At 49.4% G+C, this 24,573-nt stretch carries 21 protein-coding genes and 2 tRNA genes; 4 read left to right on the forward strand and 19 right to left on the reverse strand.

Features of this window, described 5'->3' with window-relative positions; all coding sequences use genetic code 11:
* Positions 1–2: 2 nt before the first annotated feature.
* From Q0577_RS03300 to Q0577_RS03355, 12 genes are all read right to left on the reverse strand, one after another.
* The gene (locus Q0577_RS03300; RefSeq protein WP_298732772.1) at positions 3–3,137 is read right to left on the reverse strand and encodes a lantibiotic dehydratase; all 3,135 of its coding nucleotides are present in this window, start codon (positions 3,135–3,137) and stop codon (positions 3–5) included.
* 10 nt (positions 3,138–3,147) lie between these two features.
* Positions 3,148–4,299, reverse strand: a complete 1,152-nt coding sequence (locus Q0577_RS03305) for a lanthionine synthetase C family protein (RefSeq protein WP_298732774.1) — start codon at positions 4,297–4,299, stop codon at positions 3,148–3,150.
* Positions 4,300–4,379: 80 nt separating this feature from the next.
* Positions 4,380–4,556, reverse strand: coding sequence for a class I lanthipeptide (locus tag Q0577_RS03310; RefSeq protein ID WP_298732776.1), 177 nt, complete (start codon positions 4,554–4,556; stop codon positions 4,380–4,382).
* Positions 4,557–4,815: 259 nt separating this feature from the next.
* Positions 4,816–4,998 (reverse strand): class I lanthipeptide, encoded by a 183-nt coding sequence (locus Q0577_RS03315; RefSeq protein WP_298732778.1) that lies wholly within the window; start codon positions 4,996–4,998, stop codon positions 4,816–4,818.
* 226 nt (positions 4,999–5,224) lie between these two features.
* The gene (locus Q0577_RS03320; RefSeq protein WP_298732780.1) at positions 5,225–6,436 is read right to left on the reverse strand and encodes a lanthionine synthetase LanC family protein; all 1,212 of its coding nucleotides are present in this window, start codon (positions 6,434–6,436) and stop codon (positions 5,225–5,227) included.
* 65 nt (positions 6,437–6,501) lie between these two features.
* Positions 6,502–7,230, reverse strand: a complete 729-nt coding sequence (locus Q0577_RS03325; RefSeq protein ID WP_298732782.1) for a LytTR family DNA-binding domain-containing protein — start codon at positions 7,228–7,230, stop codon at positions 6,502–6,504.
* On the reverse strand, positions 7,208–8,311 hold the full coding sequence (locus Q0577_RS03330; protein WP_298732784.1) for a histidine kinase: 1,104 nt from the start codon (positions 8,309–8,311) through the stop codon (positions 7,208–7,210). Before Q0577_RS03330 ends, Q0577_RS03325 begins: the two co-directional genes overlap by 23 nt.
* A gap of 10 nt (positions 8,312–8,321) precedes the next feature.
* Entirely contained in the window at positions 8,322–9,737 is a 1,416-nt protein-coding gene (locus Q0577_RS03335) for a S41 family peptidase (RefSeq protein WP_298732786.1), read from the reverse strand.
* 95 nt (positions 9,738–9,832) lie between these two features.
* On the reverse strand, positions 9,833–10,009 hold the full coding sequence (locus Q0577_RS03340) for a class I lanthipeptide (protein WP_298732788.1): 177 nt from the start codon (positions 10,007–10,009) through the stop codon (positions 9,833–9,835).
* Positions 10,010–10,143: 134 nt separating this feature from the next.
* Entirely contained in the window at positions 10,144–10,647 is a 504-nt protein-coding gene (locus tag Q0577_RS03345; protein ID WP_298732790.1) for a hypothetical protein, read from the reverse strand.
* A 27-nt stretch (positions 10,648–10,674) separates the two neighbouring features.
* A complete protein-coding gene (locus Q0577_RS03350; protein ID WP_298732792.1) occupies positions 10,675–12,858 on the reverse strand; it encodes a peptidase domain-containing ABC transporter in 2,184 nt (727 codons plus the stop codon).
* A 29-nt stretch (positions 12,859–12,887) separates the two neighbouring features.
* Positions 12,888–15,062, reverse strand: coding sequence for an outer membrane beta-barrel protein (locus Q0577_RS03355; protein WP_298732794.1), 2,175 nt, complete (start codon positions 15,060–15,062; stop codon positions 12,888–12,890).
* A 166-nt stretch (positions 15,063–15,228) separates the two neighbouring features.
* Here Q0577_RS03355 and Q0577_RS03360 point away from each other — a divergent pair, with 166 nt between their 5' ends.
* Positions 15,229–15,756, forward strand: coding sequence for a DinB family protein (locus tag Q0577_RS03360; protein ID WP_298732795.1), 528 nt, complete (start codon positions 15,229–15,231; stop codon positions 15,754–15,756).
* Between the two features lie 45 nt (positions 15,757–15,801).
* Positions 15,802–16,767 (forward strand): YpdA family putative bacillithiol disulfide reductase, encoded by a 966-nt coding sequence (locus tag Q0577_RS03365; protein WP_298732797.1) that lies wholly within the window; start codon positions 15,802–15,804, stop codon positions 16,765–16,767.
* Between the two features lie 39 nt (positions 16,768–16,806).
* Here the strand turns inward: Q0577_RS03365 and murB are convergent, their stop codons facing one another.
* Positions 16,807–17,823: a UDP-N-acetylmuramate dehydrogenase gene (gene murB, locus Q0577_RS03370; protein ID WP_298732799.1), complete on the reverse strand. Its 1,017-nt coding sequence runs from the start codon at positions 17,821–17,823 to the stop codon at positions 16,807–16,809.
* Positions 17,824–17,895: 72 nt separating this feature from the next.
* Between murB and Q0577_RS03375 the strand changes: the two genes are divergently transcribed.
* Positions 17,896–18,564 (forward strand): NAD(P)H-binding protein, encoded by a 669-nt coding sequence (locus Q0577_RS03375; protein ID WP_298732800.1) that lies wholly within the window; start codon positions 17,896–17,898, stop codon positions 18,562–18,564.
* 21 nt (positions 18,565–18,585) lie between these two features.
* Here Q0577_RS03375 and priA read toward each other — a convergent pair whose 3' ends face one another.
* The 3 genes from priA to Q0577_RS03390 are packed head-to-tail and all read right to left on the reverse strand — an operon-like array spanning position 18,586 to position 22,313.
* Positions 18,586–21,030: a primosomal protein N' gene (gene priA, locus Q0577_RS03380; protein ID WP_298732802.1), complete on the reverse strand. Its 2,445-nt coding sequence runs from the start codon at positions 21,028–21,030 to the stop codon at positions 18,586–18,588.
* A gap of 16 nt (positions 21,031–21,046) precedes the next feature.
* Positions 21,047–21,820 carry a lysophospholipid acyltransferase family protein gene (locus tag Q0577_RS03385; protein ID WP_298732804.1) on the reverse strand — a complete coding sequence of 258 codons (774 nt, stop codon included), beginning with the start codon at positions 21,818–21,820 and terminating at the stop codon, positions 21,047–21,049.
* Positions 21,821–21,878: 58 nt separating this feature from the next.
* The gene (locus tag Q0577_RS03390) at positions 21,879–22,313 is read right to left on the reverse strand and encodes a DUF4258 domain-containing protein (RefSeq protein WP_298732805.1); all 435 of its coding nucleotides are present in this window, start codon (positions 22,311–22,313) and stop codon (positions 21,879–21,881) included.
* A gap of 182 nt (positions 22,314–22,495) precedes the next feature.
* Here Q0577_RS03390 and mtaB point away from each other — a divergent pair, with 182 nt between their 5' ends.
* Positions 22,496–23,755 carry a tRNA (N(6)-L-threonylcarbamoyladenosine(37)-C(2))-methylthiotransferase MtaB gene (gene mtaB / locus Q0577_RS03395; RefSeq protein WP_298732807.1) on the forward strand — a complete coding sequence of 420 codons (1,260 nt, stop codon included), beginning with the start codon at positions 22,496–22,498 and terminating at the stop codon, positions 23,753–23,755.
* Between the two features lie 87 nt (positions 23,756–23,842).
* Here the strand turns inward: mtaB and Q0577_RS03400 are convergent, their stop codons facing one another.
* The 3 genes from Q0577_RS03400 to Q0577_RS03410 all read right to left on the reverse strand — a co-directional run bounded on the left by Q0577_RS03400 (position 23,843) and on the right by Q0577_RS03410 (position 24,444).
* Positions 23,843–24,100 carry a GIY-YIG nuclease family protein gene (locus tag Q0577_RS03400; protein WP_298732809.1) on the reverse strand — a complete coding sequence of 86 codons (258 nt, stop codon included), beginning with the start codon at positions 24,098–24,100 and terminating at the stop codon, positions 23,843–23,845.
* 66 nt (positions 24,101–24,166) lie between these two features.
* A tRNA-Val gene (locus tag Q0577_RS03405) sits at positions 24,167–24,244 on the reverse strand.
* A 122-nt stretch (positions 24,245–24,366) separates the two neighbouring features.
* A tRNA-Val gene (locus Q0577_RS03410) sits at positions 24,367–24,444 on the reverse strand.
* Between the last annotated feature and the right edge of the window lie 129 nt (positions 24,445–24,573).

A 24,573-nucleotide genomic window follows, 5' to 3' on the forward strand; every position in this document is an offset into this window, starting at 1 on the left:
TTTTAAACAAGCGCTGCCTGACGCGCCATTGATGATGCGTAATACTTCTTGAGCAAATTATAGATCACGCATTCATAAATCCGCTGCCTGGACCTGAATAGCCTGTTGATGCTCATGTGGATCAGGCTGTCTACATAAAGGGTTTTGTGAAAGCCTTCTTTGGCGCTTATATCGGCAATGAGCGGCGCAATGGCCTGGCCGCGCATATTGATGACAGCCTTTAATTCACCGGCCAGCGATCCCTCCTGCTCCTGGTCCATAAAGGAAAAGATCTCGTTCTTATACTTCCTGAACTTGCGGTCAAGCACTACTACATTTTCTTTCAGATCGCCAAACTCCCTTGCAAACTGCCCGGCCATGTATTCAGCGTAATTCCTCTTCTCTTCCAGGTTCAGGCCAAACAGGTCCAGGAAGCTGTCGGTAGCGTACAGTGCAGACAACCATCGCAGTTCTTCATTGCCCCCCTGCCCTGTTTTCCGGATCAGCTCTGCACACATCATGCTGTCCAGCGTGAAAATGGATTCCATATATTCAATGGTATCAAAACCATATCGCTCCAGTTCCCGCTGGTAGGTCTCCGCAGTTACCTTCCAGATGATCTTCGCTTCTTTCAGCGCTTCTACCAGGGGATAGAACTCTTTGTAAAAGCGATCATGCCCCGCTCCCGCAGTGAGATGAAAACGCAGGCGCAAATGGAACCTGGGATCATGATAGCGGATAAAGAAGCTTTTATCGATGATGTTCTGCGCCAGGCATTGCTGGATCACCGGCTGCAGTTTAAGCAGGATCTTATCTGCGCTGTTGAAGCCTGTGTACAGGTTAAAATAGATCCACTCGCTTCCGGGCAGGAACTCGCGCTGCACAAGCGTATCGCCGGAGCGGAGGTATTTCTTTGCAGGAACAGCGCTTTGTACTGTTCTTTCTTTTTTAAAGAAGAAAAGGAACTCATTATTGAAGCTTTCCCCGTTCTCATTGCGGATGGGCGAAGTATATTCAGCAAACAGCACTTCATGGATGGATACGGTTTCCATATCCCTGATCTCATTCACCATCACCTGCAGCGATTGCAGGCTGTCTTTGTTTATTACCAGCTCATTATCACCCTGTGCTATGCAGAACAGGGATGGCAGCCCATGCTGCGCCGCAAAAGCCTCAAATGCGGGCTGCAGTTCATCGTCCTTTGCATATACCAGGTGCTCATATTCATGCCTTGAAAACAGCCAGGTAGCCCTTTTAAGGATCATGTTCTTATACACGATACGGGGAATATGCCGGAAGAACTTCTGCATGGAGCGGAGGTCCAGCACCGCGCCGGTCTGCCCTTCAGGCTCCTGCATATCACAAAGGAAATGATAGAGGGGCAGGCTGGTACCATTGCTGTAAAAGTGCGAATTGGTCAGAAACGGCAGTACCTGCTTGTTATGCGTCTTGGAATACATGATCATCTTACCATCCCGGATACACAGCATCAGGTCGTTGATAGACAGGCGCTGCTCTTTGGGCAAGGGAGAACCTGCCAGGTAAGGGATCTCGTATTTCCTGATGGCGGGGCGTTGCAGCACATTCCCTAAACGTGCCGCAGGCAGGTGTGTGATCTCTGCCACCAGTTTGTCTTTGTGCATCTCTTCTTCGGTACGCACAATCTCTTCCACCACCGCCTTCATTTCCGGATCGCCGTTACAGAAACGGCCAATCCAGGTAGGCGCTGTTTGCCCGGATACGCCCTGGAAATAGATAACATCCTGGTCGCTGTTATCTTTATAAAGCGAAGCCATGACCGTGTAGGTATCAGATAAACGGCCCCTGTTCTCCGGGAAAGCGGCCATATCTTCGTCGGTGATCTCTATTACCGCTGAACGGTTCACCAATGCAGCCGTGATCTTATTGCTCCAGAAGGCGCTGCGCCGGTTGTCTAATGTGATCTGCTCATGGCTGTTAGCAGGAGGCCTGAAAATCACATCGGACACCAGGGCGGAATAATCGCCGCTACTGTCTTCCATATGGTCGCCGTAGCCAATACCTGCTTCCACATCCAATGCTTCTACCAGGGGCACCACACGCGATTCATAGCGTTGTTCAAAAGCTGCTTTGAACTTCTCCATTCTTTTGGCGGATGGTGGAGCGGAAAGCCGCGTCACAATGTCTACGCCCTTCTGCAGGATACTGATGATCTCCTGGTTTACCTGTGCCTGTTTACTGGTAGGGATCAGGTCTGTCTGGATCAGTGATTTCTCATCAAAAGGCAGTTCAAATGCAGCGGCCTTTTCTTTCAGCAGCTGGTACTGCGGCATCTTGTCGCCCAGCTTTGTATGGTCTATCAGCGCGGCGCCTTCCTTAATTTCCTGCAGGTACTGCAGTACCGGGTGATTATCCCCCGTTGCAGATAATGCCCTGATCACGTAATCTTCCATTTCTTCACCGGTGGTGCCGGGATCCAGGTTGCTGACCAATACCTGCTCATCCACCAGATGATTCACAAAAGCCAGCGCCGCATGCAGATCAATATCACCTCCGGTGAGACCGGAAGCGATGGCGGTGAGGCTCAGTCCATCCGCCGCTGCCACCGTATCTATTACCCTTGTAAGGTAGGACGTGGCAGCAATGGATACCAGCTCAAACTTTCTTACCCCGTCTGTATAACTGCACTCTACATAACGGTAAGCATCACCCAGGCGGTACAGCGAGGTATTGACAAAATACTGCAGGTGGGGTTTGATACCGGGATGCCGGCGGATCCTGTCTACCAGTGAGAAAAGGTATTGCATATCCAGCCGGGTATGCTGGCGGTATGCAGTGATATCGTTCATCACTACATTGGTTACAGGCCCCAGCCCTGCAACAGCACATCCGGCAAACAGGCCGAATGGCGTGCACCTGGTGGAGATCCTGTAAATATATCTTAACAGTGAAAGCCGCAGCTTGCGGGCTTTCCTGCTGTCTTCAAAGAGGCTTGCCGCGTCAGTAGCTATAACAGCATAGTACAATTGCGGAGAGGCGAGATACAGGGCGTTCAGGAATACTTTATCTGAAAGCATTCGTTTAAGGTTGTTCTCTTCATCCTTAAAAAAATTCCTGTAAAAATCTATTCCATACAACGGCAAACGCATTGCCGCCCTGGAGAAGGCCTTATCAAACATAACAATTGCTTTAGGATAATAAAAAGAAACGATCCCAGTCGCCCGGGCCATCGCCGATAAAGTCAGCAAGCACCAGGGCCACGCCTGCGGCGCCGCTTAGTACGCCGCATTCAGGAGAATAGGTTTTGCCGGTGAACTTTTTATAACCGCCTATGCCGTCTTCAAAGCTGCACATGGCAATGGTCTGGTCTATCCAGCTGTGGTAGCTGTCAAGGAAAACAGGGTTCAGTGTATACTGGTACCATTTGCGATAGATATGCGCTACGCTGGCGCTTCCATGGCAAAAGCCCGCATCAAACACACGGGAATCCTGGCGCGTCACCCGCCGGGTGGTATGCAGGGCCAGTTCGGTGGCTTCTTTTACCAGGTAGTTGCTATGCAGCGTTTTACCTGCATGGTATAATCCGATAGAGATGGTGGTATCGCCATAACACCAGCCCAGCGGCACTTCATAGTTCCATTCATCAGGGTGGGCAGGTTTAACAATGGACGGGAAAACAGACAAGGTACCGGGATCCGGCGAACGAAAGGCCAGCAGACGATCGGCTATTGCTTTTATATCAGCCTTCACACCGGCGGGATCTGCAGCGATCCGCGCGTATTTAATGAGCAGCATGAGCAGCGATACCAGCCCGTGGGCCATACCGCAGTTCGTATATTCGTTGCATTGTGCCAGCTGTCCCTGTACTACTTTTTCTATAACGGGCGCCAGTGCGCCTCCATTGCGGCCAGTGCTGTTCCTTTCAATGAAGTACAGTATAATACCGATAGCGCCGTGCAGGTAATCCCAGTTGGCTTTATCCAGCGTTACCTGCAATGCGTTGTGTAATACCTGGTCACATTGTTCCAGGAGGCTGTCAATGCTGTTGTCAAAAAAGGCTTTCTCCCGGAGGTAACTGAACAGGGCGGCAATGCCTGTAAGTCCGTCGCAGTATGTAAAAGAGGGTATTCCTTTGGTGATGTCATCCATCAGCTGTTCGGTGATCAGCTGGCTCTTCCTGCTGTACTCATCGTCGCCCAGCACGCTGTAGAGGTTATGATACAGCAGCAGCAGGCCGCCCTTACCGTTGAACAGTGAGAGGGGCGTATTATCCAGGCAGGTATCGAAAAGCTGTTGTTCGATCTCGGCGAGTTTTTTACCCGCTGCAGTGATGGTATTCATATGCGGATGCTTGGAGTAGTAAGAGAAATACAGGGTTCTTTAACGGGAAAGAACCCTGTATGCATCAGATGCTATATCAATTAAGCATTATCTTCGATAGAAGTAGTGCTGGTGCACCAGCTGCAGGTAAAGTTAGTACGGGTGCTGGCTGCAGCTTCGCTACCACCAACCATCTGGTTCATGTCGGCATCAGACAGGTTAGCAACTTTTTCTTTTACGATTTCCAGGTTTGCGTTTACAGAAATTTGATTTTTCATTTTGTTAGATTTTAAGTTATTAAGAAAAGATCTGGTTGTTTTAACGTAAACAGCCTTTTAACGCTGCCTGTTTTAACTGGGTGCAGTACCAGTGTGCCTGTCTTTGGGCGCCTCAAAGACGCTGGCAGCTTCGTTGTTCACCGGTTAAAATACTTTTGTACTTGTCGCCGGTAATTATTATCTTTATATTGTTTACAGAAAAGATTTTCAGTTATTAAGTGAGCCCGTTCTACCCGGAACGGGCTCTTTCTTTGGATGATCATTGATCCTGTGGTGCAGGAAGAATAGTTGTACACCAGGTACAGGTGAAATCCCAATTGGTACTCCTGCCCGCTGCCTCGTTACCGCCTTTGAGCTGAGCGATCTGCTTGTCGCTCAATACTGCGATCTTCTCTTTATCGAGGTGCAGCTTTGCGTTATTAGTAACTTTCTTCTTTTTCATGATCGTTGTTTTTTTGTTTCGCTTGTGTTGTTCTGAACTTGTTGATACAAATTTAGCGCGGCATTGAGGGCAGTTGAAATTCGTTACACTAATGACTGCTTTTTAGGTACGAAGCAGGTTTGTATCTGTTAGGTAGGTACGAAACGGGCTAATCTAGTGACAACAGGAAAGAAAAAAGGCTACCCCGCCTTTTGCAGGATAGCCCGGCTGAAGCCTGAATTTGGGGCTACAATAATAATGCGCTGCTCCAGTGCAGCTCTTTATTCGAAACATAGGACAGCAGTACAAAGGCGATACCGAGCGAGCCATCCAGCAGCTCCTGCTCTTTTCCTGCGTATCGTCCTTTTTCCAGATCTTCTTCAAGGAGCAGGATCGTTCTTTCAATCCAGTACAGGTAGCCCTCCTGGTATACATCCAGGCCGGTTTCCCGGTATAATGTTCTGCAATATTGTGCGAGGCCTGCAGCGCCTGTACAGAAACCTGCGCTGTCAACATGTGTGGACTGCTCATCACGGCGCATCATGCTCTGCATACCGATCAGGTCTGCCTGGCGTTTCAGCCCTTCGTCGTTGAACAGGCGTGCGGCACGGTAAAACAGCAATACTTCATTCAGATCGCCGCTTTCCCAGGCCATACGGTTGGCTGCATATATTTCATTGGCGTTGCGTGTAATGACCAGGGGAAAGAATGAATATTCCTGGCGCGAGAAATCAATATCTATCTTATGCTTCAGTATAAAACGGATACCTCCCCTCACTACTTTTTCGATCAGCTCCTTATGCGATGATCTTTCGTAGGCATTAAGCAGTACCAGCAATACACCTGTAAGGCCATGGGAAAGGCTTAAATTGATCACCTGCTTGCCATCTATTCTCAGCAGGTGATTGCGGTACCAGTAGCCGCCGTCTTCTTCCACTGCCTGCAGGCAGATCTTTTCTACTAAAGCGTCCAGGTAGTCATTGCCGGCCGCGGTCATTTCCTTTCTTTCTGAAAAATAGTGGATAACGCCCGGCGCGCCATGCAGCAGGTCTATATTATCTGCGTCCAGCAACCCGGATGCGGCATGATACAGGTATTTGTCCAGCTCTTCAAATTCATTGTCTGCCTCCAGTTCCACGAATCCTTCGCGGCACATGAAGTTTACAATATAACCAAAGCCGGCTGCGCCTGTTCCCAATGCGGGGCCCACCAGGCTGGGCCTGGATGCGCTGATATTGTCAAATACCTGCGTCAGCATAGCTTTTGCGCTATGCCCGATCGCCGGTATCTCTGTTACTTTGTAAAGGTGGTAGTAATAGAAGATCATCCCGAGCCGTCCCCTGAGAAGGGTGTCATCGGCGCCAGCAGAAACGTCCAGCAATCTGTTAAGCCTGTCTAATTGTTTTTGGGCTATTTGTTGCATCATTACTTTCTTGATCTGGCACAAAAGTAGCCCCATAGCCAGGATTATGGCAGTTTGCTACACGAACAGGCCTATTGTAGGTACAAAAAGGAGTGGTTTCCCTAATCCATCAGCTTATGCTTCATCATTTCATGAAAGCCGCTTTTGTAGGTGTCGCCGAGCAGAATATCGGCTTTTACATTCTTGAGCTGGATCATGTTGCCTTCTATGGCAACGATCTTATTGACGGAAACAATGAATGACTTATGTACCCGGAAAAAGTGCTTCCTGGGCAGTCTCTCTTCAAGATCTTTCATATTGAGCAGGGCCATGGTTTTGAGGCCGCCGTGGTGAATGGCCACATAGTTCTTCATGCCCTCAATGTAGTCTATCTCTTTCAGGTTGATCTTGAGCATTTTGCCCTTAACCTCCGTTTTCACGAAAATGTAGTCGTCATCTATACCTTCATCACTGGCAACGGTAACAGGCACGGAGGAAGTAGCTGCATTCAGCACTTTCTGTACAGCTTTAAAGAAGCGGGGCAGCGGAATAGGTTTCAGCAGGTAGTCCACCACTTCAAGGTCAAAGCCTTCTGCAGCAAATTCGCTATAGGCAGTGGTAAGGATCACTTTGCATTTGCCCTGGATGGTGCGGGCAAAATCAAGCCCTGAGATCTCGGGCATTTGTATATCGAGGAATACAAGGTCTATCTTCCTGGTATTCACTATTTCCAGGGCTTCTATCGGGCTGGTCACGGCTTTTACCAGCTGGAGGAACGGTGTCTGCTGAATGTAAAGGCTCAGTACCTCCAGTGCATGTTGCTCATCGTCAACTACTAAACAGCTGATCATAGATTACGGGTTTTTTGAGGTTCAGGCTGACAGACAGCTCTACCGTGTAGTAGTCTGCCTCGTCCTTTATTACCAGTGAACAATGTTCTTTATAAGAGGCATGCAGCCGCTTTCGGATGTTGTCCATACCGATGCCATGTGATAATTCCTTAGGCCCGGTCTTTTTCCTGTTATGTATTGAAAAGTAAATATGGCCGCTATCTTCCGCCACTATCAGCTTTATCTCCAGGGGGTAGGCTTCCTTTGTCAGCTCTCCGTGCTTGAAAGCGTTTTCCACCAGTGTGATCAGCACCAGGGGAATGATACGCACACTCTCTACATCGCCTTCAATGGAGAACGCAATCTGCAGGCGGTTGCTGAAACGCAGCTGGTTGATCTTAATAACATTATTAAGGTGCTCCACTTCTTTTGACAGCAATACGGTTCCCTGCTCGTCTTCCCCGCTGTTCAGCGAGTAGCGCATGATCTCGCATAACGTTAGGATACCTTCTGAAAGGTCTTTTGAATAGGGCAGCGATTTTGCGTAAAAGAAGTTCAGCGTGTTATGTAAAAAATGAGGGTTGATCTGCGCACGTAGAAATGCATACTCTGCCTGCAGGCGGTTCTGCTCTATCCGCAGTTTATCCATATCCATGGACCGCAGCTGTTTTTCCCGTTTGATGGCCTGCCTGGCATAATAATATCCGAAGGAGTAGAATTCATAGATCATAAAAAGCCACAGCGAGTATACCACATGCTCTGTAAGCACAAATTTTGGAACGGGATCTTCGCTGTTAATAACAGGCCCTATGATGTAGCCGGTAATGTAATACAGCACCAGGCACACCACAAACAACAGCACCTCCGCCACGATCAGCATAAAATACTTTTTCCTGCTGAAGAATTTCATCAGGATCAGGTAATTCAGGTAAAACACCGTGATCATGGGCAGCTCCGTTACGATAATATCCAGCACATCGATGCGGTAACCCGGCGAAAGGAATTTTCTCATGGTGCCTATCGCCATATAGATCAGCCATACAATGATATGTATTGCTACGGTTTTGCTGTTCTTCCTGAAATTATCTGAAAAAGCCATCATGCTGAAGATACTATTTTTTCTTCTTTACATATCCTACCCAATCCTCCACATGATCGGGTATCACTTCGTCGGGCTGAATGCCGATGTAGTCTATCGGGTCTTTGGGCAAACGATTTGCCCTGGAGGTAGAATACCTTATCCGGAACAGCCCCCCGTCCAGCGTAAGTGAAGCGGCATCTGAATAATCCACCGCTCCCATGGTATTCCTGCCGTATAATTTCACTTTAGTGCTCTGTTTTGCCTTCAGCAGGAAGATCTCCGTGCTGCTGGCGCAGGATTCGTTAATGAGTACAGATACCCGTTTGGGATAGGGATATACGACCGCCATCCGTAAAGTATCGTCGGGCCAGAGATTGTACAGGGTGCCCTTGTGGGCGCGGAGTGCAGTGGCTTCTTTCTGAAAGATGGCTTTCATACTGTCGGAGATATTGGGATAGTTCCAGTCCTCATAGCTTTTGATGTTCTCTTCTGTTGCCAGTACAGAAGAACCACCGGTGATCATGGGATTGGTATAGATCAGCGGCAATAGTTTTTCAAAGCACAATACGGAACCTCCCCTGTTGTTACGCACGTCAATAATAAAGTGCTCCGTGCTTTTCAGCAAGGCATCGTTGGCGATCAGCATACTGTCAATTTCGTCCTTGTACTCCAGCATGGCCCTGGGTATGGCTATCAGGCAGGTTTTACGGTCCAGCACCTTGAAGTAAGGAGCCAGGCTGGCGCCAGGCCCGGGTACTGATGTTGCAAGCTGAGAAGCGGGATAGGAACGGTACCAGCTGCCAAAGCTGCCGTTCTCCAGCCTGCCGTTACTAACTTTAAGCGGAGGGGCCGATTGCTGGTGAATGCGGGAGTAGAAAGCTACATACTGATAGTGCCCTGCCGACTTCCTTATTTTCATCTTTACCTGGCCGGGCATCCAGAAAAGGCTGTCAGCATCCAACACAAAACCGATAAAGGTATCCGGCGCCTGCTCATCGCGGATAATGCCGATACGATAAACTTTTGATTCATCTTCCCAGATACCTTCCAGGGAGTCCAGCTGCCCGCGGTTCCTGTCAAGGTAGCTGATGAACGCCTGTTCAGACATGGGATGCCGTTCTGTATTGGCAAAGGCCTGCCGTATCCTGTGGTAATTGGAAGAATCCTCATTGATGGAGATGCCTACGTGATAGTCTTTAAAAAAGCCGAGCCATTTTGTCATTACAGACAGGCAGGCGGGAACATCTGCTGCAGCGGCCTTTTCTTCCAGGCTGTCTGTAAATTGCCTGTACTCATCCCTGTTGGCTGCGGTTACTTTAAAATTGAACCCTACGTAGTTTGTTTCAATCTTCTTCACCATATCTTTGAAATAGGCCGGGCAGTTACAGGACTGGGCATTGATGTTGACAGCAGACAGGCATAAGCAAAACAGCAGGAAATATCTCATAACTGGCACTGATTTTTTCGTATTTTCTATAATGGAAATATAAACAATAACAGGGGAACCGTTGGGGTTCCCCTGACAATTTCTTATTCCGGGCCTTACAAAGTATTTAACAGCTGCTCTGTCTCGCTCTGGGTGGTATTGCAATTAGGGGTGGTGGATCCTGGACCGGGATAACCTCCCCATATTTTACCCAGTTTTACAGCAGTCAGCTTGATAATGGTGGTTTTGTTCAATTTCAGTTTTTTGTCGGCGTTTGCTGCAACTTTTTTCATGGATTAAAGGTTTTACGGGTGAAGGACTAAGGGTTTTCTGCTTGTTGTTTTTAACGATCTAAAAGTAAAAAGATACAGATTTTGTGAAAAAAGCGATACACAAAAGGGCTTTTTATAAGTACCAATCCCACCGGTTACCTGAAAAAACTAAAGATGCGGCGGATAAGCCGCTCACGGGAAGTGATGATCTCTGCGCGGCCCTGCTCCTGCTTATAGAGATCCAGCTTTTTATGATGGCTGGTAACAAAGTTGTTATCCAGCTGCACCAGTAATTTTACCTGCCTGCCAGCCGCTGGCAGGGGGCGGGAAACTACCTTGCCGCTGATGCTGCCAAACTCTGCCTGCGGGTAGCTATCCAGGCTGATGATAACCGGCTGCCCCGCCTGTATCTTACCGGATCCCGCGGCAGGTACCCATACCGTTGCAGTATAGTGTTGCCCTTGTCCGGGTATGATTTCCACCGATCCCCTGATCACATCAGGATACCGGATGAAGACGGAGACCAGGAGCAGCAATGCCACCGCCCCAAAAAGGAGCAGGCTGCCCCAGCGTGTGATCCAGGGCGGGGTGGCGCCCAGCACCTCATTCATTTCATCGCTTACCAGTGAGAAATCTGCATGTAGTGTTCTTTCAGGCATAGCTGTATAATTTAAACATGGCGGGCTTTATTCGCCCAATTCCAGCTGGTTCTTGACGAGGTTGAAATAATATCCTTTCTCCGTGATAAGCGCTTCGTGCGTGCCTGTTTCAACGATCTCTCCTTTGTCCAGCACAATGATCTTATCCGCATTCTTTACCGTGCTTAAACGGTGCGCAATCACCACCACTGTTTTTCCTTCAAAGAACTGGTTCAGGTTTTCGATGATCACCCGTTCATTCTTTGCATCCAGCGCACTGGTAGCTTCGTCAAAGAACAGCACGGAAGGATCTTTATACACCGCACGGGCGATGAGTATACGTTGTTTCTGCCCGGTGCTCAGTCCCATGCCGTTAGGCCCAATCCTGGTATTGTAGGAAAGCGGCAGGGTTTCGATAAAGTCGTGGATATTGGCGATCCTGGCGGCCTGGCGCAGGCGTTTGCGGTCTGGCTCCTCCGCTCCTACGGCTATGTTATTGGCAACGGTATCATTGAAGATGTAACCTTCCTGCATCACTACCCCGCAAACATCCCTCCAGGCGCTGTGCCGGATGGCAGACAGCAAGGTATTGCCTACAGTGACCGTGCCGCCATCAGGTTCATAAAAACGCAGCAGTAGCTTCAGCAGGGTGGTTTTGCCGCTGCCGCTGGCGCCCACTATAGCGGTTACTTTCCGGTGTTCTATCAGCAGGCTGATGTTGCGGAGCACCTGCGGCGACATAGCGCCTTTTTCATAGCGGAAAACAAGATTACTGATACGGATATCTCCTTCCGGTATTTCCGATACCGTTTCTTCTTCCGGCCTTTCCTCATCCGGACGGTGATGGATCTCATCGATACGGTTGATGCTGAGACGCGCATCCTGCCATGATTTGATAAACTCTACCAGCTGCAGAATGGGGGCATTCAACTGGCCGATGATGTAGGAGATGGAAAGCATTACACCCAGCGTGATCTGCCCGTCCAGCACCAGCCGCGCAGCCAGGAAAGAGATAATGATGTTCTTCAGCTCATTGATCAGGGAAGCGCCGCCGGATTGCGCCTGGTTAAGGGCCAGGCTTTTCAGGTTTATTTTGAACAGCTTAACCTGCTGATGTTCCCACTGCCATCTCTTTTTGCGTTCTGCATTATGGAGCTTTATCTCCTGCATGCCGCCAATCAGTTCCAGGTTCTTTTCATTATATCTTGACAGCTGGCTGAATTTCTTATAATCCAGCGTAGCCCGTTTTTTCATGAAGAATGAGATCCAGGCAAAATAGATCACGCTTACTACCGCGAACACCGAGAATATCAGCGGACTGTATATAATCAGCACAATGCTGAACACAAGCAGGTTGATAAGTGAGAAAACAACATTCAGCGTACCGGAGGTAAGAAAGGTTTCCACGCGCTGATGGTCTGCAATACGCTGCAGGATATCACCCGTCATCTTTACATCAAAATATCCCAGCGGCAGTTTCATCAGCTTGCGGAAAAAATCCGAGAGCAGGTTGATGTTCACACGGCTGCTCAGGTGCATCAGGATGTAACCGCGGATGATCTCAACGCTGGTCTTGCCCGCAAAAAGCAGCAGCTGCGCCAGTAATACAAGATAGATAAACCCCAGGTCATTGTGCCGGATGCCTACATCCACAATACTTTGTGTAAGGAAGGGAAAGATGAGCTGCAGCAAGCTGCCTGCAAAAAGCCCGATGAGCAGCTGGCCCATAAGCTGGCGGTACCTTGCCAGGTATTTGTAAATGAAACGCAGCCCGCCGGGCTTTTGCTGTGCTACCTCTTCTACCTGCTCAAATTCCGGCGATACTTCCAGGCTGAGAATGATACCCGAGGTACCTACTACTGCCCAGCTTCTCAAAAATTCCTCCTTTGTGTACACCAGCAGGCCGTGAGCGGGATCTGACACATAGACCTTGTCGCGCCTGATCTTATAGATCACTATAAAATGTTTCTGCTCCCAGAGCGCGATGCAGGGAAAAGGGGATTCTTCTGCCAGGTCTTCATAACCGATCCTGGCCCCTACGGTACGAAAGCCCAGCTGTTCTGCTGCTTCGCTCACATTTAACAGGCTGGACCCTGCCCGGGTGGTATTGCACAACCTGCGCAGGTACTCCTGTGAAAATACTTTGCCGTAATACTTACTGATGATGCGGAGGCAGGCGGGCCCGCAATCCATCTCATCATACTGTTTATAGTGAGGAAATCTGTTAAACATACGCTACAGTTTTGAGGTAGTTCTGCATATTAATTTCCTCCCATCCTGTACTGCTGATCTTCAATAGCGGAGGTTCTGCTGCGTGCGGCTTTCACTTTCAGGTTACCGAACTTATAGCTGAATATCAGCCTGACAAAGCGGGATTCTATTTTATTCTCATTGTAAGATGTTACGCCAAAGGATGCGATGTTGTAATCTGTACTCAGCGTATTAAACAGGTCGCTTACATTCAGGGTCAGCTTCCCTGCATTCTTCAATATGCTTTTAGAGATACCGGCGCTCACGGCGTAACGGGGTCTGTATTTGTACACGCCAAAAACAAAGGATGAAAAGTAATAGGCAGAAAGCTCTGCTGAGAGGCCTTTTGCTATCGTAAATATGTTATTGGTCTTTACAAAAGCGCCGGTCAGCGCATTGTCCAGGTTATCACGGCCAGGCTCATTGTATTTGGCGTAGGTGAGCATCGCTGAGTTGGTGCTGGTCCATTTGTTATCCAGCAGGCTTTTTGACCAGGTAATACTGGCGTTCACCGCATCTGCGCTGCTGAGGTTTACTTCTGTGCTGATCACCACATTGCCGGTGTCTTTACGGAAGATGGCAGCAGGAACATCGGTAAAGCGCTGGTAGTTGACCGATATAAACAACTCGTTGTTATACACATAAGACACTTCAAAACTATGGCCGATGGAGGGCCTGATATTGGGATTACCCTGGTTATACTGATACTGGCTAACGTAGGTAATGAAAGGGTTTACCACATCAAAGCTGTAACGGTCTATACTCTTACGGTAGGAAAAGCCGTACTGGTGCTTTTGGGAGTGATTGTACATGACAGACAAACTGGGAAAGAGATTGAACTGGTCTCTTTTGTTCACCTGGTTCAGCGTAAGCGACCTGCCTTTGGTATAGGTCTGTTCTGCACGCAAACCGGCCTGCAGATCGAACTTCTTAATGCTCCTGCTATAGGTGGCATAAGCGGCGTAGATATTTTCATCGTAGATGAAATGATTGGTTTTACCCTCATCGGTCACCCATTGTTTTTCCAGTTGCTGCAGCCAGTTGATATCATTATCTGTGGTGGTGAGCGTGGCTTTAAGACCTGCTTCCAGCTGGCCTTTTCCCAGTGGCTGCGAATAATCGGCAGCAATGGAACGGATCTCATTATCTGCAGGAGAATTGTTCATCAGCAGGTAGGGCGTCCCGGTCTGCATGCCTGCAGGATCATAGAAATGAGTGACCAGGTCATCCTTCCAGGTTTTGTTGTACCTGAAATAGTCTGCATTCAGGGTCAGCTGTTTACCACTGGTATCCAGCTTTGTTTTGTAGTAGATATTTACGGAGGGGTTCAGTATCCTGGCTTTGCCCATGGTGTTTACAGTAGAGAAAGAATCAGCGCCGGCGGCTTCTTTTACAGAACGGGTAAATACGTCCCTGTCGCGGTAGTTCAGCATGCCTTTCAGCAGTACGCCAAAAGAGCTGTTGCGGTTGATGTCGTAATCCAGTCCTGCTTTCAGGGAGTGATTGTTGCGGGTGCGCACATCGCTGGTCCTTTCCACGATAGCAGCATTTTCTGCCAGTGTACGGTTGGAGTACAGGTCATAATATTGTTTGTTATACTGGTAATCATAGTTACCGTAAATGTTGATCTGCTTATCACGGTAGTTGAGGCCCAGGCCACCGTTGTACCTGCCATAACGCCCGCTGCCCAGGCCCGCGGTGAAAACGCCGTTAGTGCCAAAGTTCTTGCTCCTGGCAGAGATGATATTGATAACGGCAGCTCCCCTGGCATCGTACCTGGCGGGAGGGTTGGCAATAAGTTCTATCCTGTCTATGGTGTTGCTGGGCATGGCGCTCAGCCATTCTTTCAGTTCCTCTCCTGAGAGGCGGCTATCCTTACCGTCTATCAGTACGATCACTTTCTTTCCGCGCAGCTCAAAATTGCCGCTGCTCTGTTCTACAACGCCCGGAGCGTTGGTAAGCACCTGTGCAGCATCACTGCCGGCTGCCACAGGGCTTTCTGATACGTTTACCACCACTTTATCCGCCTTCATAACGATAAAGGGTTTATTACCTGTTACTGTAACGGCTTTCAGGTTCTGCCTGCGCATACTATCAGTGGCCTGGCCTGCGGTAGTCTGCGCCTTCATATGCTGTGATACAACCGACATCACGGCAATGCTCACCAGTATAAATATTCGCTGCATACGATAGGGTTTTAATTGAAAACAAATTTATCCAGGAGGTTAAACTGCCTGAAAAGCGATACACCAAAATGGAATTTATATGGACAAACCAGGAAATCCGGGCATGTTTATTGGGGCTTCAGGGGAAGGAATACACAGGCACTTAGTATAATAAAAACAACTGCGTATGGTACCTGATATCCATAAACTTTGTACCGATCTGGACAACAATACCCGGCTTTTCCTGGACATCCTGGATACGGTACCGCCCGGGAAATTGCAGCAAACCAGTGAACAGACCGCCTGGTGCATTATGGACTGCGCAGAACATGTATTGATCTATGAGCAACAGGTGGTAAAAGTCTTACAGGGCACTTCATCGCCTGTTAAAGACAGGGCCCCCAACAGCAAAGTGAACGATATCAGCCATTCCTTCCTGGAATTTGACAAACGGCTGCAGGTGCAAGGCGACCCGGATACACTCCAGGGCGGCTTCAAGAACATAGCCGATTTCAGCAAGGCCTTCCGGCAGAACCGGGAAGAGATCAAGGCGGTGCTGCAGCAGGAACCGATCGACCAGGTGTGCAATGACATGGAACACCCGGTATTTGGATTCCTGACAAGGATAGAATGGGCGTATTATCTTATCTATCATACAGAAAGACACCTCCAGCAGATCAACCGGATCGAAGCCAGCCTTGAAAACATGGGTTAAACGCTGAACGCTGCAAGCATTCCGCTTTATTCGTATTTTTAATCCATGGACACAACATTCGACATTGTAATCGTAGGCGGAGGCCCTATAGGCATTGCCTGTGGGCTGGCAGCACAAAAGGCAGGACTGAGTTACGTTATTCTGGAAAAAGGCTGCCTGGTGAACTCACTGTACAACTATCCCCTGAATATGACCTTCTTTTCCACTTCAGAGCGGCTGGAGATAGGCGGCATTCCCTTTATGTCTATCAACGCCAAGCCTACACGCCCTGAAGCACTGGAATATTACAGGCGGGTAGCTACTTCCAGACAACTGCATATCAGGCTTTTTGAAGAGGTATCCTCCATCACGCCGGAGGGAGAACAATACACCGTACAAACACCCCGGCAAACATACCAGGGCCGCCATGTGATCATCGCCACCGGCTTTTATGATATTCCCAACCTGATGCGCGTGCCCGGCGAGGAACTGCCTAAAGTAAAACACTACTACAAAGACCCTCATTTCTACGCGATGCAGCGCGTAATAGTAGTAGGCGCACACAACTCTGCTGTAGACGCCGCACTGGAAACCTGGCGCAAGGGCGCAGAGGTGACCATGGTAGTGCGGGAAGAAGGCATCGGCAACCGGGTAAAATACTGGGTAAGACCGGATATTGAGAACCGTATCAAGGAAGGCTCCATCAAAGCGCATTTCCATTCCTGCATCACCGCCATCCGCCCGGATGAAGTAGATGTCCAGACACCGGATGGCTTAGTCACCATACCCAACGACTATGTGCTGGCCATGACAGGCTACCAGCCCAATTTCGCTTTCCTGGAAAAAGCAGGCGTGCGTTTATCTGCCGATGAAAAACGGCATCCCGCCTATAACCCGGACACCATGGAGACCAATATGCCCAGGCTATACCTCGCCGGTGTAGTATGCGGCGGTATGGATACCCACGTGTGGTTCATTGAGAATTCACGGGAACACGCCGACAAAATAATTGGACATATAAAAAGCCGTTAGCCATTAGCTTTTAGCAGCTAGCAGCCAATAGCTAATTGCTCAAACAATATTGACCTCTCTTTCAAGGTCAACGCCAAACTTTTCCTTTACGCTGTCCAGCACCTGTTGTGAGAGCTGGTAGATCTCCTGTCCGCTGGCATTGCCGTAGTTCACCAGCACCAGGGCTTGTTTGGCATGTACGCCTGCGTCGTTCTGCCGGTAGCCTTTCCAGCCGCATTGCTCTATGAGCCAGCCTGCGGCCAGCTTGTAATAGCCATTGTCTACCGGATAGGCCACGATATTGGGATGTGCAGTCCTGAGCGATTCATATTGCGCGGCATCTACCGTGGGATTTTTGAAGAAGCTGCCTGCATTACCGATCGCGGCAGGATCGGGCAGTTTGGAACTGCGTATATTGATCACCGCCTGACTGATAGCCTGGATAGACAGTTCGCCAACGCCCATACGCTGCAGCTCCTGCTCAATGGCCCCATAGCTGGTATTGAAATGCGCCTGCTTCAGTAAACGGTAAGTAACGGAAAGGATCACGAACTGATCTTTATACTTTCTCTTGAACACGCTCTCGCGGTAACCAAAAGCACAGTCGGCATTGCCGAAAGTAACCAGGGCATTATCTTTCAGGTGCCAGGCTTCTACCTCATGGCAATAATCTTTTATCTCCACGCCATAAGCGCCGATGTTCTGCATAGGACTGGCTCCTACATTGCCGGGTATAAGCGACAGGTTCTCCAGCCCCGCATAGTTGTGTTCAATACAGTACATTACAAAGCGGTGCCACTGCTCACCTGCCCCGGCTTTTACATAGATGTAATCATCATCTTCTTTCAGCAGGGTAATGCCTTTCAGCTCATTCTTCAGCACCAGGCCGTCAAAATCCTTTGTGAACAGTATATTGCTGCCTCCGCCCAGGATCATGCGGGGAGAAGACTGCCAGCGGGTATCCTGCAAAACCGTCTGCAGCTGCTGCAGATCAGCAAATGTGGAAAAGTAACGGGCTTGTGCATTGATGCCGAACGTATTATAAGGCCGCAGCAAAACATTTTCAGATACCAGCATAATTAAGTGTTCAATGATTAACTTTATAAACAGCTACTAGCTGCGAATTCACAAATATAACCTAACAGAACAATGCCTCAAACAGCTGTTGTAATCGGCGCCACCGGCTTAACCGGCAGTCACCTGGTAAACCTCCTTCTGCACCATCCTGCTTTTGATAAGGTAAAGGTACTGCTGCGCACTCCCTCATTGAAACCGAGGGAGGGGCTCGAGACTGCTATTGTGGACTTCGGGGATGAGGCAGCCCTGGCGGAGGCCCTGCATGGCGATGCGCTGTTCTGTTGCATCGGCACCACCCGCAGAAAGGCCGGCGGCAAGGAAGAATTCAGGCAGGTGGATTTTGACATCCCCGTGCGCTGCGCTACCCTGGCCAGACGGCAGGGTTTCCGTCAGTTCCTGCTGATGTCTTCCATAGGTGCCAATGTACGTTCCCGTTTCTTCTACCTGCGCACCAAAGGCGAGACCGAACAGGCCGTAACCACGCTGGGTTTCAGCTGCCTGCACATCTTCCGGCCATCCGCACTGCTCGGTAAACGGCGCAAAAAACGCCTGGGCGAACTACTGGGCCAGTGGCTGGTACTGGTGTTCTATTATCTGCTGCAGGGACGGTGGAAGAAATACAGGGCCATCAAAGCCGCTACCGTGGCCAAAGCCATGATCAGCGCAGCGGTTAAAGGCGAGGCCGGTACACATATTTATGAGTCGGATGCTATTAAAGAAATGGCGGGAGAACCATTGTAATAGTGATCTGCCCTCAAACGCCTACACACAATCCACATCTGCCACGATCACAACGGAGCGGAATTTCTTCTCCGCCTGCAGCTTTATAAAGTGCTCTTTCAACAATTGCTTTATCTGTGCGATCACTTTTGCTTCCCGGGGCAGTTTTACCAGCATTTCCTGCAGGTAATTGTTACGCACGCGGCCTACCAATGGAGCGGCAGGGCCTACCAGTTGCGGACCCAGGTGCGGATGGAGCCAGTTGCCCAGTACATTGGCAGCCTGTTCTGCTACCTGTTGTTTTTTATGCTTTACCGTGATCTTCAGCAACCTGATAAAAGGCGGGTACCCAAAACGCTGCCGTTCAGCGATCTCTGATTCGTACATGGCTTTGTAATCATGTTCGGTCACATATTGCAGTACAGGATGTCGGGTATTGCTGGCCTGGATGATCACGCGGCCCTTGTCAAATTTACGGCCCGCCCGCCCGCTCACCTGCTCCATCAGCTGGAAAGCTCTCTCATTTACCCGGAAATCAGGATAGCTCAGCAGGCTGTCTGCACTCAGGATGCCCACCAGGTTCACGTTCTCAAAATCCAATCCTTTCACTACCATTTGTGTACCTACCAGTATGTCTATACGCTGCTGTTCCAGCATCTGGATCATCTTGTTATGGCTGTCCTTATTACGCACGGCGTCAACGTCCATCCGCGCAATACGGGCAGTAGGGAACAGCTGCTGCAGGTCTTCCTCTATCTTTTCGGTACCAAAGCTTTTGGGTATCAGCGTTTGGCTGCCGCAGGCGGCGCAGGTATAGAAGTAGGGATATTGCGTACCGCAGTAGTGACAATGGAGCTTGTCAGAATTACGGTGCCAGGTAAGTGATACATCGCACTGCTTGCAGTGAGGTATCCATCCGCAGGTGGTACATAGCAAAAAGGGGGCATAGCCGCGGCGGTTCTGGAACAGGATCACCTGCTTACCGGCGGCCAGGCTTTGGTTTACGCCTTCTACCAGCGCCGGTGTAAAATTCTCCTGCATGCGCTTTTCGGCCATCAGCTGTTTAACATCCACTACTTCTATGGATGGCATTTCAAGCCCCCCGAATCTTTCCTGCAGCTCTACCAGCCCGTATTTACCCTGCCGGGCATTGAAATAGGATTCCAGCGAGGGGGTAGCAGAGCCCAATAGCACCCTGGCCCCGAAAAGGCTGGCATAATAGATGGCCGCATCGCGCGCGTGGTAGCGGGGCGCAGGATCCTGCTGTTTATAGGAAGCGTCGTGCTCTTCATCAAGTATGATCAGGCCGATATCCCTGAAGGGTAACAGCAGGCTGGAACGCGCGCCCAGTATGATCTGCAGCTCGCCGCTCTTCACCTTGTTCCAGATCTCCACCCGCTCATTATTGTTAAAGCGCGAATGATAAATGCCGATCTTATTACCGAAATGTTTTTGTAAACGCCGGATGATCTGCGCAGTGAGGGCTATTTCCGGCAGCAGGTAAAGCACCTGTTTGCCGCCGGCAATATATTCTTCTATCAGCTTTACATACAATTGGGTTTTACCGCTGGAAGTAACGCCGTGCAACAGGGTAACCGGCTTCTGCTCAAAGCTCTGCCGCAGCGCCTGCAGGGCAGTTTCCTGTGCCGGGCTCAAAGCAAAATCTATCTGCGCAGTGGCCTTACCGCCGGGCACGCGGTCTACCACACGTTTTTCAATCCACACAATATTCTTATCCACCAGGCCTTTCAGCTGGGCGGCAGTAGCGCCGGATTTTTTCAGCAGCTCGCTTTGCAGTACGGAGCCCTGCGTTTTCAGCAGATGCAGGTAGGCCAGCAGCAGCTCCATCTGTTTAGGCGCGCGGCCCAGTTCATTGAAAAGGGCCGACAGCTGTTCTTCCTGTTCGTAGGCAGGATGCAGCTGCACATAATTTTCCTTCTTCTCCTTGTACACCTCTTTAAGCTCTTCGTAAATGAGGCATACTTTCTTTTCGATCAGGCGTTTGATGGTCGTGTACACATCTGCTTTGTCCAGGATCATCTGCACTTCCTCGATGCGCAGCTCTCTTCGTATATGCAGGGCTTCTGCAAGGAGATATTCGTCCTCATCGAGCGCGGTAAGATCATCGCCAAACTCCTGGTTATATAAAAGGATCGTTTCGCTGGAAAGTTTCAGGTGGGCAGGCAGGGCGGCATTCAGCACCTCTCCTTCCGTACACATGTAATAGCTGGATATCCAGCTCCAGAAATTGAGCTGGGCCTGGTATACAACGGGATCTTTATCCAGCAGATCGAGCAGGGGCTTGGTTTTGTATTCCAGCGGAGCCTGTTCGTGCACGGCCTTTACAATACCGGCATATTTTTTCTGCCTGCCCAGTTGAACAGCTACACGGCTGCCTGCCTGTATGGTACCGTTCATGCTATCGGGAATAGCATAGGTATAGTTTTTAGGCAGCGCCAGCGGTAATATTACATCTGCATACTTCATCCGGCCTTGTTAATTATTAAGCCTGTTCCAATACGGGGCCGGGCTGCTCCGTATACTGTTTCAGGGCATCTTCCATGATATTGAACACCTGCTGCTTGAGCGCGGGCAGGTCTTCCATGGTAAGCCCTGCAACAGGAACAGATGGCAGGAACAACACACGGCAGCGGCCAGGTGTAAGACTCATCTTTTTATGGTGATGAGGAAAACGGGTGCCGCTGTCAAGGTACAGCACCGGCTTCAGAGGTGTCTGCGTTTCGATGGCTATACGAAATGCCCCGTTATGGAAAGGAGTGAGCAGCCGGTCTGATTCATTGGTAGTTCCTTCAGGAAAGATCAGGATGGATACACCCTGTTTGATCATGTAGATCATTTCACGCACACTGTTAGACCGGCCCACCGCAGAAGACCTGTCTACCAGCACTACCGATTGTTTGTATATAAACCCGAAGAAAGGTATTTTCTTCATTTCTATCTTACCCAGGGGCCGGAAGGGCAGCGGCATCACCTTTACGGCAATAGCTGCGTCCAGGTAAGACCGGTGGTTCACCACGAAGAGAAAGTCTCCCTTTTCATTGTTATCCTTACGGATCTTTCTTACCCATATGCCCACCAGGGGGAACCAGAGGTGGGCCCAGAGGCGGAGGAAGTAAAACGTAATATTACCTCCTCTTACCTTACCCAGGAGCGAAGCCAGCGCAATTGGGGGAAGAATGAGAAACATGATTGCCAGCCACAATAACAGCGCATATAACATATAGATCGCATGCAGCGGCTTCAGTAAAATATTCATAAACACAAAAACCCGTTTAGGTGAACGCCAAACCGGAAAATTAGTTAATAATTGATAATTAGTCGCAGTTACATGTCCATTTCTTATCCAAATCTATACAGGTCACTACCCTGGTTGCCTCCCGGCAGGTAGCAAAAATAATCCTTAAGTGCTGGCCTTCATTTGAATAGCCTTCCAGGGCGTAAGTAGGACAGGGTTTATCGTGCAGGTTGGATTTTGAAAGGTCTACACGGCCTTTGGCCAGTATCTCCTCTACCTCTGCCTCGGTTACCTGCCGGCAGTCCATCCGGCAGCGGGCATGCGCCGTATACACCAGGCGGGTATGACGGTTAAATCCGGGTATTTCATCCGCCGTTTTTGGCGTGCGTAAAACAGTTTCCGTTGGGCGCCCGGCGGGCTTATCCTTAGCTTTTTTGTTCCAGCCCCAGACCAGGAGCAGCAACAGGGACAGGACCACAACGGGAAAGTACTTGTGCGTAGTCGCAGGTTTCATCTAACAGTTAAATTATCACCAGGTTATATCAGGCTAAACTTACGTAAAAAAGCTGAATGCTTAAAGCGGTACCCAGTAAGCTGATTATCCGCAAGATAGCTGGCATCCCGCGTTTTGCCCCCTGCGTTCTGCGTTCTGCTTTTTTATGTAACTTTGCCCTCCTTATGACTCCGGCAAAAACAGTGGCATTTCATACTCTCGGCTGTAAGCTGAACTTTTCAGAAACCTCCAGCATCAGCAGGTTACTGGAACAGGATGGTTTTGTTAAAACGGATTTTGAAGGCCGGGCAGATGTGTATGTGATCAACACCTGCTCTGTTACCGACAATGCAGACAAGGAATGCCGGCAGCTGGTAAGGCGTATACAACGCCGCGCCCCCGAAAGCATGGTAGTGATCACCGGCTGCTATGCCCAGCTCAAACCCAGGGAGATCGCCTCCATTGAAGGGGTAGACCTGGTACTGGGCGCCGCCGAAAAGTTCAATATCGTAGATCACCTCAAAACGCTCACCAAAGGTGACAGCGCCCGTATCTGCTCCTGCGACATTGAAGAGGTCAACTCCTTCCACTCCTCCTACTCCCTGCACGACCGTACCCGTACCTTCCTCAAGGTGCAGGACGGATGCGACTATAACTGTACCTTCTGCACCATACCCATGGCCCGCGGCAAAAGCCGCAGCGACAGCGTGGAGAACGTACTGCAGAACGCAAGGACCCTGGCCGCCAACGGTGTGAAAGAGATTGTGCTCACCGGCGTAAACCTGGGCGATTTTGGCAAAGGTCTGCACGGCGGCAAAAAGCGGGAGGAAACCTTTTTTGAACTGGTACAGGCACTGGACCAGCTGGAAGGTATTGAACGTTACCGCATCTCTTCCATTGAGCCTAACCTGCTCAGCAATGAGATCATTGAGTTTGTTGCCAACAGCCACAAATTCATGCCGCACTTCCATATTCCGCTGCAAAGCGGCAGCAATGAAATATTAGGCCTGATGCGCCGCCGCTACCGCCGCGAACTATATGCAGAAAAAGTAGGACTGATCAAGCAATTCATGCCGCATTGCGCCATCGGCGTAGACGTGATCGTTGGCTTCCCTGCTGAAAGCGATGCCCATTTCCAGGAGACCTATGATTTCCTGCATACAATGGATATTTCCTACCTGCACGTGTTCACTTATTCAGAAAGGGCCAATACGCTTGCACTGGAAATTGAGCCGGTAGTGCCCATGGCACAGCGCCATGAAAGGAATAAAATGCTGCGCAATCTCAGCCATAAGAAACTCCAGTATTTTACGGCCCAACATATTGGTCAAACCCGTAAAGTACTGTTTGAAGGGCATAATAAAGACGGGATGATGGAAGGATATACGGATAATTATATTAAGATCACTACGCCGTACAGGGAAGAGTGGGTGAATAGGGTGGTGGATTGGGAGCTGAGATAAGGATGTAAAATATTATTGTAAATAAAAGAGGCCTTCGTAGTGACGAAGGCCTTTTACTTTTGTGGGTGTTGGGATATTTTTAACGACCTATTTTGCCGAATGCGAACCAACTAAATTTTCAATCATTTTCCGGCTTTTCCAGGCCTTGATTTTACGTTCTCTCTGATAAGCATCTTTTTTTGAGGTAAACATTTCTGTATAAACAATTGTCCAGTCCCCCGTTCTGCCTGTGAACCCCTTATGATCAGCGTTATGCTTTCGCAGACGTTCCTGCAGATCATCTCCGGTATATCCAATGTAGTATGAATCGCGGGTTACAGAGTAGAGGATGTACAGATAAAACATGGCCATTGATTTTTCAGGTTAACAAATTGTAACAAACAAAAAGGTCTCCATAAAACTGGAGACCTTTGGTGGGAGTTGACGGGGTCGAACCGCCGACCCTCTGCTTGTAAGGCAGATGCTCTGAACCAACTGAGCTAAACTCCCTTAATAACTTTTGGACCTTAACATTAAGGAGCACGCTTGCTGAACCGCGACCCCTCCGACTTTGTCGGTGTGCGCTGAACCAACTAAGCTAAATTCCCTTAATGATTTTAAAAACTTAAAAATGGTGGGAGTTGACGGGGTCGAACCGCCGACCCTCTGCTTGTAAGGCAGATGCTCTGAACCAACTGAGCTAAACTCCCATAATAAATTTAGAACTTAACTTTTAGGAGCACTCTTCCTGAACCGCGACCCCTCCGACTTGTGTCGGAGTGCTCTGAACCAACTGAGCTAAACTCCCATAATAAATTTAGAACTTAACTTTTAGGAGC

The organism is uncultured Chitinophaga sp. (assembly GCF_937898475.1).
Classification (GTDB): Bacteria; Bacteroidota; Bacteroidia; order Chitinophagales; family Chitinophagaceae; genus Chitinophaga.